The sequence below is a fragment of the Natronorubrum texcoconense genome (assembly GCF_900100335.1).
Lineage (GTDB): Archaea > Halobacteriota > Halobacteria > Halobacteriales > Natrialbaceae > Natronorubrum > Natronorubrum texcoconense.
This window is the reverse complement of the sequence record NZ_FNFE01000003.1, coordinates 448,699-457,630: the sequence shown is the minus strand read 5'-3', so window position 1 is coordinate 457,630 and position 8,932 is coordinate 448,699. Positions and strand designations below refer to the sequence as shown.

At 63.9% G+C, this 8,932-nt stretch carries 9 protein-coding genes; 6 read left to right on the top strand and 3 right to left on the bottom strand.

Translation table 11 applies throughout. The features are described from left to right. Window positions 1–292: 292 nt before the first annotated feature. Entirely contained in the window at window positions 293–784 is a 492-nt protein-coding gene (locus BLT08_RS12775; RefSeq protein ID WP_342707662.1) for an Ig-like domain-containing protein, read from the bottom strand. A gap of 135 nt (window positions 785–919) precedes the next feature. On the opposite strand from BLT08_RS12775, the gene aroC reads away from it, so the two are divergent. From aroC to BLT08_RS12760, 3 genes are all read left to right on the top strand, one after another. Next, complete coding sequence (gene aroC / locus BLT08_RS12770; RefSeq protein WP_090307638.1) at window positions 920–2,071, top strand: chorismate synthase; 1,152 nt, start codon at window positions 920–922, stop codon at window positions 2,069–2,071. Between the two features lie 433 nt (window positions 2,072–2,504). Then, complete coding sequence (locus tag BLT08_RS12765; RefSeq protein ID WP_090307634.1) at window positions 2,505–4,409, top strand: 2-oxoacid:acceptor oxidoreductase subunit alpha; 1,905 nt, start codon at window positions 2,505–2,507, stop codon at window positions 4,407–4,409. 2 nt (window positions 4,410–4,411) lie between these two features. Further along, window positions 4,412–5,347: a thiamine pyrophosphate-dependent enzyme gene (locus BLT08_RS12760; protein ID WP_090307630.1), complete on the top strand. Its 936-nt coding sequence runs from the start codon at window positions 4,412–4,414 to the stop codon at window positions 5,345–5,347. Window positions 5,348–5,476: 129 nt separating this feature from the next. Here the strand turns inward: BLT08_RS12760 and BLT08_RS12755 are convergent, their stop codons facing one another. Both BLT08_RS12755 and BLT08_RS12750 read right to left on the bottom strand, forming a co-directional pair. Beyond that, window positions 5,477–6,631, bottom strand: a complete 1,155-nt coding sequence (locus BLT08_RS12755; protein ID WP_090307625.1) for a LolA family protein — start codon at window positions 6,629–6,631, stop codon at window positions 5,477–5,479. A gap of 86 nt (window positions 6,632–6,717) precedes the next feature. Further along, window positions 6,718–7,032, bottom strand: coding sequence for a hypothetical protein (locus tag BLT08_RS12750; RefSeq protein ID WP_090307621.1), 315 nt, complete (start codon window positions 7,030–7,032; stop codon window positions 6,718–6,720). A 204-nt stretch (window positions 7,033–7,236) separates the two neighbouring features. Here BLT08_RS12750 and lrpA1 point away from each other — a divergent pair, with 204 nt between their 5' ends. The 3 genes from lrpA1 (at window position 7,237) to BLT08_RS12735 (ending at window position 8,914) form a co-directional block, all read left to right on the top strand. Then, window positions 7,237–7,665, top strand: a complete 429-nt coding sequence (gene lrpA1 / locus BLT08_RS12745) for an HTH-type transcriptional regulator LrpA1 (RefSeq protein ID WP_090307737.1) — start codon at window positions 7,237–7,239, stop codon at window positions 7,663–7,665. A gap of 67 nt (window positions 7,666–7,732) precedes the next feature. Continuing rightward, window positions 7,733–8,230, top strand: coding sequence for an SRPBCC family protein (locus BLT08_RS12740; protein WP_090307616.1), 498 nt, complete (start codon window positions 7,733–7,735; stop codon window positions 8,228–8,230). A gap of 84 nt (window positions 8,231–8,314) precedes the next feature. Then, entirely contained in the window at window positions 8,315–8,914 is a 600-nt protein-coding gene (locus BLT08_RS12735) for a nitrous oxide reductase accessory protein NosL (protein WP_090307612.1), read from the top strand. Window positions 8,915–8,932 lie beyond the last annotated feature (18 nt).

Genomic DNA, 8,932 nt, shown 5'->3' with positions numbered 1-8,932 from the left:
CAGATTTTGCGAAGGAGGCTGCGGAGCAGCCGACTGAGACAAAAGGTGGTCGCGTCAGGCTGGGGCGATCGAGTTCGAACTGCCCTGAGACGAATCGAACACCGCTCTGACGTCGATCGAACCGTCTCGACGACAGATGCCGGTGCCGCTGGCGGCCTGCGAGTTCGACGAGTTGGTGGCCTCACGGTAGCTCGTTCCGCCGATCCCCAGTACGCCGTGGCGGTGGTCGATCGGTGACTGGACCGACGGCACACTAAATTCGAGTTCGGAGACATCGATATGACCGGGTGGATCAGCAGTGGTCAGCCTCCGATTCCGTCGTCGTCTCGACCTCACCGTCCTCGAGGACGAACAGGTCGGTCCCGGGGCAGGGGTCGTCGAACGACGATTCCTCGAGCTCGGTGGTGCTCGGTTCTTCGTCGTCGATACCGACGGTAATTTCGTAATCCTCCCGCCCGTGGAGGAAGACGACGACGTGGGCCTCGGGATCGAGGTCGTAGCTTCCGTCGAACGGGGTAGTCCCGTCAGCCGACTCGATTTCGAGGGAGACGGCCCGCCGGTCGTCGTCGAGGTTCCAGAGGCGAACCCGGTGAGGCGGCTCGTCCTCGCTCCGGGAGCCAATCGTCGCTCGAGCGATCGGATCGTCCGGATCCGACGGCGGCTCGGGCTCGGAATCGTCCTGGGCGGCTGCCGACTCGGCGAGCGAGAGACAGCCCGCGAGCGCGGCGCTCGAGGCGGCGGCGCCGGCGAGCAACGAACGGCGTTGCATGGTATTATCTAGCATACACTGTTCGAGACGAAGAGTATTGGGGATGGATGTGCAGCCCCGATTTGGAGTCGTTTCGTCCGAAGCCCACCCGACTTCGGACCGTTGCGGAATCACGTACCGCTAAGTGTCCCCGTCCCCGAGAGGAGCGTAATGAACGGCAACCGCTTCGGTCGCCTCTTTCAGGTGACCACGTTCGGCGAGAGCCACGGGGAGGCGATGGGCTGTACCGTCTCCGGCTGTCCCGCGGGGCTCGAGCTTTCCGAAGACGACATCCAGGGCGACCTCGACCGACGCAAACCCGGCCAGTCGATGATCACGACCAGCCGCGGCGAACCCGACGCAGTTTCGATCAAGTCGGGCGTACAGGACGGCTACACGACGGGCACGCCGATCGGGATGGTCATCCAGAATAAGGACGCCCGCTCGGGCAAGTACGAGCCCTTCATCACCGCGCCGCGCCCGAGCCACGGCGATTTCACCTACTCGGCGAAGTTCGGCACGCGAAACTGGGGCGGCGGCGGTCGCTCGTCCGCGCGAGAGACGGTCAACTGGGTCGCCGCCGGCGCCATCGCGAAGAAGCTGCTCGCACGCGAGGGAATCGAACTCAAGGCCCACGTGAATCAGATCGGCGACGTCGAAGCGCCGGCGGTCAGTTTCGAGGAGATGCTCGAGCACAGCGAGGAGAACGACGTCCGTTGTGCCCACCCCGAAACCGCCGACGAGATGCAGGACCTGATCGCGGACTACCAGGAGGAAGGCGACTCCATCGGCGGGAGCATCTACTTCGAAGCGCAGGGCGTCCCGGTCGGCTTAGGTGCACCACGATTCGACTCGCTCTCCGCCCGACTCGGGCAGGCGATGATGGCGATTCCGGCAACCTCGGCGTTCGAGTTCGGGCTCGGAACCGAGGCCGCCGAGTGGACCGGCAAGGATCGAAACGACGACTGGGAATTTGATGACGAGGGCAACCCGACGCCCGTCGAGAACGACCACGGCGGCATTCAGGGCGGTATCTCGTCCGGCGAGCCGATCTACGGCGAGGTCACCCTCCACGCGCCGACGTCGATCCCGAAGACTCAGCAGACGGCCGACTGGGAGACGGGCGAACTCAAAGAGGAGAAGGTCATCGGACGCCACGATCCCGTTCTCCCGCCGCGTGGCGTTCCCGTCGTCGAGGCCATGCTCGCGCTGACGCTCGTCGACTTCATGCTGCTGTCGGGTCGGCTCAACCCCGACCGCGTGGACGACCAGCCCGGCGAGTACGATACCGAGTACCACCCGAGCAACCCGAACAACCAGTAACGACCGTTCTCGCGTTTCCGGGTTTTTTGTCGCCAGACTCGAGGCTCGACGGTCTCGAGTGCCAGCCTTGAGGCGGTAGTCGACTCATTAACCGCTCGAGTGAGCCGGAACCCCCCGCTCTCGCGTTTCGGACGACGTCAGGTCGTCCGACACCGGAGGCGCCGACTGTGCGTATTCGAGACCGTCGCCGCAAAACCGTATATAACCATTTCCGCTCGCGCAAGTATGGCGTCACCGACGCTGCCATCGGTCGTTCGATCGTTCACAAACAATAGATAAATTCACTAGTACACCGAACGTTCACGGTCAATAATCGCGTATATTGTGTGGTTGTTCATTCTTCACGATAGATGCATGATAATCTATAGCAAAGGCTTTAGGTCACGTAGATCAAAATCGGGATACGGTTGGCCATATCGGCCACTGATCTACTATGAGCGACGACGAACTTATCTGGCGAGTTGCAGGCGGTTCCGGAGACGGGATCGACTCGACGAGTCAGAACTTCGCAAAAGCGCTGATGCGCTCGGGGCTCGACGTATTCACCCATCGGCACTATCCGTCGCGGATTCGCGGCGGCCACACGTACGTCGAGATCCGGGCCGCAGCCCACGAGGTACAGTCACGGGGCGACGGCTACAACTTCCTGCTCTCGCTGGGCGACTCCTTCGCCCGCAACCCGCAGGAGGAGGCCTACTACGGCAACGAGGAGATCAAACCCCTGTCCGAGAACTTAGACGAGCTGCGTGAGGGCGGCATCATCGTCTACGACGAGGGACTGGTCAGCGAGGAGGACGTCGAGGAGATCAACCTCGAGGAGCGTGCCGAGGAGAACGACTGGCACGTCTTCCCGATGGACCTCCGCGGCCTCGCTAAAGAGCACGGGCGCGAAGTCATGCGCAACACCGCCGGTGTCGGTGTCACCGCGGCCCTGCTCGACATGGACCTCGAGCACATCGAGGACCTGATGTCCGACGCCATGGGCGGGGACATCCTCGAGGCGAACCTCGAGATTCTCCACGAGGCCTACGACATGACCAACGAGGAGTACGAGTTCGAGCACGACCTTCGAGCGCCGACGGGCTCACACGACACCGAGCAGGCGCTGCTGTCGGGTTCGAACGCGATCGCCTACGGCGCGATCGACGCCGGCTGTCGGTTCATCGCCGGCTACCCGATGACGCCGTGGACGGACGTGTTCACCATCCTCAGCCAGAACTTCCCCGACATGGGTGGGATCTCCGAGCAGGTCGAAGACGAGATCGCCGCCGCGGCGCTCGCACTCGGTGCGAGCCACGCCGGCGCGAAGGCCATGTCCGGCTCCTCCGGCGGCGGTTTCGCGCTGATGAGCGAACCGCTCGGACTCGCCGAGATGACCGAGACGCCGCTCGTCCTCGTCGAATCGATGCGCGCCGGTCCGTCGACCGGCCTGCCGACGAAGCCCGAGCAGGGCGACCTCGAGTTCGTCCTCTACACGAGTCAGGGCGACTCCTCGCGGGTCGTCTTCGCGCCGGGGACTATCGAGGAGGCGTACGAACAGACCCGACTCGCCTTCGAGATCGCCTGGGACTACCAGATTCCGGTGATCGTCATCTACGACCAGAAGCTCTCCGGCGAGAACAAGAACGTCGACGTCGAGTTCTTCGACCGAGAGCCCGCGCCCGACCTGGGCTCGACGCTCACCGAAGAAGAACTCAAGGAGGCCGCTCACGACGCGAGCGGCAAGTTCAAGCGCTTCAACTACGAGGACGCCGAGAACAACGTCGCCCCGCGGTCGCTGCCCGGCCAGAAGGGTGGACGGTATCTCGCGACCGGGAACGAACACAGCCCAGTCGGACACATCGAGGAAGATCCGGACAACCGAGTCGCGCAGATGACTCGCCGGATCGAGAAACTCGACACCATCCGCGACGAACTGGACGAGGAACACCCCTCGAACCAGACCTACTACGGCGACGACGACGCCGACTACGGCATCATCACGTGGGGATCGAGCCACGGTGCCGTCGCCGAAGCCGTCGAACGGCTCAACGAGGACGGCCACTCCGTCAAAGGAGTCACCGTCTCGGATATGATGCCGTTCCCCGAGGCGGAGATGACCGAATTCCTCGAGAGCGTCGACGAGGCGATGGTCGTCGAGATGAACGCCACCGCACAGTTCCGCGGCCTGATCCAGAAGGAACTGGGTCTCTTCGGCGAGAAGATGACCAGTCTCCTCAAGTACAACGGGAACCCGTTCGAACCGGCGGAAGTCGTCGAAGGCTACGAGGTCAACCTCGCCGAGGAGGACCGCGAGCCGACCGCACAGGTACGAATCGAACCCGCTGCAGGTGACTAATCATGAGTGCATTCAACGCCATCGGAGAGGAACGAGAGATCGACCGGGACGAGTTTACTCCCGGTGTCGAACCGCAGCCGACCTGGTGTCCTGGCTGTGGCGACTTCGGCGTGCTGAAGTCGCTCAAACAGGCCCTGCCGGAAGTCGGCAAGACGCCCGAAGAGGTGCTGACGGTCACCGGAATCGGCTGTTCCGGCAAGCTGAACAGCTACCTCGACACCTACGGCTTCCACACGATCCACGGCCGCTCGCTGCCCGTCGCTCGGGCCGCAAAGCTCGCCAACCCCGAACTCGAGGTCATCGCCGCGGGCGGTGACGGCGACGGCTACGGGATCGGCGGCAACCACTGGATCCACACGGCCCGGGAGAACCACGACATCACCTACATCGTCTTCAACAACGAGATCTTCGGCCTGACGAAGGGCCAGACCTCCCCGACGAGTCCGAAGGGCCACAAGTCCAAGACCCAGCCATCCGGGAGCGCGAAGACGCCGCTGCGTCCGCTCTCGATGTCGCTGAACGCCGGCGCGAGCTACGTCGCTCGCACGGCCGCGGTCAACCCGAACCAGGCCAAGGAGATCATCGCGGAAGCCATCGAACACGACGGCTTCGCCCACGTCGACTTCCTGACGCAGTGTCCGACGTGGAACAAGGACGCTCGGCAGTACGTCCCCTACATCGACGTCCAGGAGTCCGACGACTACGACTTCGACGTCCACGACCGGCGCGAAGCCGCCGAGATGATGTACGAGACCGAGGACGTCCTCAAAGAGGGGACCGTCCTGACGGGTCGATACTACATCGACGACGATCGGCCGTCCTACCAGCAGGAGAAGTCGGCCGTCGGCGAGATGCCCGACCAGCCCCTCGCCGAGCGTTACTTCGACGAGGACAGCGAGTGGGAGCGTAGCTACGACCTGCTCGACCGCCACAAGTAGCCCTCGAGGAAGCGTTTCGACGCCACTCGAGACGAAATTCGATTTTTACCCGTAATAATCCCGACGAGCGACCGCTGCCGGTGAATCAGTCCGGACGGTCTCGTTTTCACCGGTCACCGACGCTGGTCGTTAACACGCGGGCTTCGCTGACTCTCCAACGGAGACGGCAGTCTCGCTCTCGTACTCGTTGCTGGCGAACACCGAGTAGTCGACGCCGTCACACGACCACTGGAGTTCGGTTCCCTCGTCGGTGTGGGCGATCGTTCCCGTCGCGTCCCCCACGGCGACCGGATCGCCGCCGGTCGCGAACTGTCGTTGGCCGTCGCTCGTCGTGACCGCGATCGAATCGCCGTCCCCGTTCCGGTAGCTCAGCGTCACCTGCGTTCGGTCCTCGTCGTGGAACACGTACTGACTGATCTCCTCGAGTTCGACGCCGTCGGGAAGCGCGTCGGCCTCGGGTTCGGCGACCGAGAACGGCGCTGCCGCGTCGGCCTCGGCGACTGACTCGTGGTGAGTAATCGTCGGCAGCACGAACTCCTCGGAGTCGCTTCCGTCGTCGGCTTCGGGCGGATCGAACAGCCCCTCGTCGAGCGGCTCGTCGAGCGAGAGGGATCGATACGTCGTCTCCAGTTCGATCCCGTCGCCGGCGATGGCGTGTTTGACCGGGAACATGCTCTCCTGATCGAGCCAGAGTTCGACCCGGTCGGCGCTTCGCTCGGCGGTATCCACCTCGCTCGTCTCGAGGGGCAACACGTACTCGTCGGGGCCGAGCTGGACGCTGATCGAGCGGTCGATCGTCTCGTTCGCCGGTGGATCGAACTCGACGCGGTAGACCTCGTGGCCGTCGACCGTCGTCTCCTCGATCTCGGTTACGTCGTAGCTCTCGACGTACCGCTCGGGCTGTTCGTAGAGCCCCTCGAGGTAGGCTGTCGCGGTCGAATCGATCTCGTAACTCCGCACCGAATCCGCCTCGCGGTCGTGGAAGTAGCGCTCGCTGCCGTCGTTGACGATGACCATCTCGGCGCCGTCTTCGGTCGTCTCGATCCGACTCGCGCCGTCGGCACGCAGCCAGACGGTTTCGGTGTGCGTGGTCACTTCACCGTCGACCGTCTCGGTGACTTCGACCGTCGCAGCGACCGATTCGGGCGGCTCCGTCTCTGCGAATCGGTCCTCGAGGTGGTCCTGCGAGACACCCTCGTCGGGAAGAGCCACGCAGCCGGCGAGCGCGACGAGGAGCGTACAAAGGAGGACGCAGCCGAAGATCCGGACGCGGGACCGTTTCATACGGGACCCGTTCCGACCGTGGTACTATTACGTTTCCGACGTGAGTCGACATTCGTTAGCCACAGGACGAGATACAACAACCGCTCTCAGCCACGGTAGCCGAACCCGCGTGCGAACAGTTTCGTGAGGTAACTTAGAACGAGCAAAGCGACGAGTAGCCCGCCGAGTGCAGTGGGCTGGAAGCCGTAGCGCATCTCTCGGATCCCGTAGGCGACGACGAGCAGACCCATGAGCAGGGCGGTCCCGCCGGCCCACCGAGAGACGTACGCGGGGTCGACCGACTCGTCGTAGTTCGCGTGCAGGTCCGCCCGTCCGCGAATCGCGATGAGGTAGCCGAGATAGAGGATCGCGATCCCACAGAGCAGCCAGACGGTCCCGCTGATCAGGCTCGGGTCGACCATGTGCTTCTCCGGAACTCGGGTCAGTACGCGAATAAGTCCCTCGGTCCCGTCCCGGTGGACGACGCGACGAGCGTCGGCGAGGTCGTCGGTTTGCTTCGTGTCCGAATTCCGGCGGTTGAACGGTCCGAGGGCGGCGTCGCACCCGGAATTTCGGTCGTTTTCGGATACAAAAGATATTTTTCCGTCCGAGCAAAACAGTATCACATGAGCACACAGGCGACGGAGGATCGCATCCTCGACGTTCTCGAAGAGGATGCCCAGGCGTCCTACGCCGAGATCGCCGACCGCGCGGACGTCTCGAAGCCGACGGTTCGAAAGTACATCAACAAGCTCGAGGAGGAGGGCGTAATCGTCGGCTACTCGGCCGACATCGACCCGAAGAAGCTCTCGAGCAAGACCATCGCCATGGTGGGGATCGACGTCGCGAGCGAACGCTACGTCGAGGCGACGAACGCGCTCAAGGATCTCGCACAGATCGAAGCCCTCTACAGTTCTAGCGGCGATCACATGCTGATGGCCGAGGTTCGCGCCGCGGACGGCGACGCGCTGGGCGAGATCATCTCCGAAAACATCCTCGAGATCGACGGCGTCACCGCGGCCCATCCGTCGTTCCTCCAGGAGCGTCTGAAGTAGTCGGAACCGTCGGAGCGAGACACTGTTCGGCCGTTCGGTTTTTACGCTGGCCGCCGTGAGCAGAGCTATGCCGACTTACGATCGCCAGAGTACGATCGACGCGCCGCTCGAGGCCGTCTGGCAGTTTCACTCCCGAATCGAGGGGCTCGAGGCGCTCACACCCGACTGGATGGGGTTGCGCGTCGAGTCGATGATCGGACCGGACGGCGACTCGGACCCGGCCGTTCTCGAGGCCGGGACCGAGATTTCGCTGTCGATGCGTCCCTTCGGCATCGGTCCCCGCCAGTACGTCACCTCCCTGATCACGGAGCGCGAGCGCGAGGACGGCGTCGCCTACTTCCGCGACGAGATGATCGGTGGGCCGTTCGATCGCTGGCTCCACACCCACACGTTCTTCGCCGACGGCGAGGAGACGATTCTGCGGGACCGCGTCGAGTACGAACTGCCGTACGGCGGGGAACCCACCATCGGCCGACTCGTCGGTGCGGTCACGCCGTTCTCGCAGGTCGGTTTCGAAGGGATGTTTCGAACGCGCCATCGGCTGACGAAAGCGCGCCTCGAGTGACCGACTACACCGCCTCCCCCGAGCGGCGGCCGGTTCGGTGACTGAACCACGTGCGTTTTGGTGATCCGGCCGATAGCCACACGTATGACTGAACGCGACGGGCGCCTCCTCGAACGCCGACGGCTGCTCGGACTCCTCGGAACGGGAGCGGTTGCGGGGCTCGCGGGCTGTAGCGGCGGCGACGACGGGTCCGACGACGATGGGGACGAGAACGGCGACGACGAGCGGACGTTCGAACCCAACATGGAGCACCCGGGTGACGACCCCGTCGACTTCACGGGCGACCAGGACTGTCCGGTCTGCGGGATGCCGCCGACGAACTACTCCCGGTGGAACGCGCAACTCGCCCACGAGGACGGGACGGGAGCGATCTTCGACACGACCGGCTGCCTCTTTGCGTACGTCGCCGCGACGGCGTCCGACTCGCCGATTGAAAACGCCTGGACGATGGACTACGAGACGCGCGACCTCGTCGACGCGACCGAGGCGTACTACGTCCTCATCACTGACGAGGATGCGGTCGACGATCCGATGACCATCAACCCGCGCGCGTTCGGCGACGAAGCCGACGCCCTCGAGTTCGTCGAGGAGTGGGACGCGGAGGAGTTGACGGAAGACGACGTCATCGGTCTCGAGGACGTCGATCGAGACGTCGCGATGATCTACCGGGCGAGCCGACTGTAGGGCTCGATTCGTTCGGAC

Bases quoted from the DNA above. Each gene is read 5' to 3' on its own strand.
- BLT08_RS12775 (WP_342707662.1), bottom strand. From the start codon at position 784: ATGCTAGATAATACCATGCAACGCCGTTCGTTGCTCGCCGGCGCCGCC.
- aroC (WP_090307638.1), top strand. From the start codon at position 920: ATGAACGGCAACCGCTTCGGTCGCCTCTTTCAGGTGACCACGTTCGGC.
- BLT08_RS12765 (WP_090307634.1), top strand. From the start codon at position 2,505: ATGAGCGACGACGAACTTATCTGGCGAGTTGCAGGCGGTTCCGGAGAC.
- BLT08_RS12760 (WP_090307630.1), top strand. From the start codon at position 4,412: ATGAGTGCATTCAACGCCATCGGAGAGGAACGAGAGATCGACCGGGAC.
- BLT08_RS12755 (WP_090307625.1), bottom strand. From the start codon at position 6,631: ATGAAACGGTCCCGCGTCCGGATCTTCGGCTGCGTCCTCCTTTGTACG.
- BLT08_RS12750 (WP_090307621.1), bottom strand. From the start codon at position 7,032: ATGGTCGACCCGAGCCTGATCAGCGGGACCGTCTGGCTGCTCTGTGGG.
- lrpA1 (WP_090307737.1), top strand. From the start codon at position 7,237: ATGAGCACACAGGCGACGGAGGATCGCATCCTCGACGTTCTCGAAGAG.
- BLT08_RS12740 (WP_090307616.1), top strand. From the start codon at position 7,733: ATGCCGACTTACGATCGCCAGAGTACGATCGACGCGCCGCTCGAGGCC.
- BLT08_RS12735 (WP_090307612.1), top strand. From the start codon at position 8,315: ATGACTGAACGCGACGGGCGCCTCCTCGAACGCCGACGGCTGCTCGGA.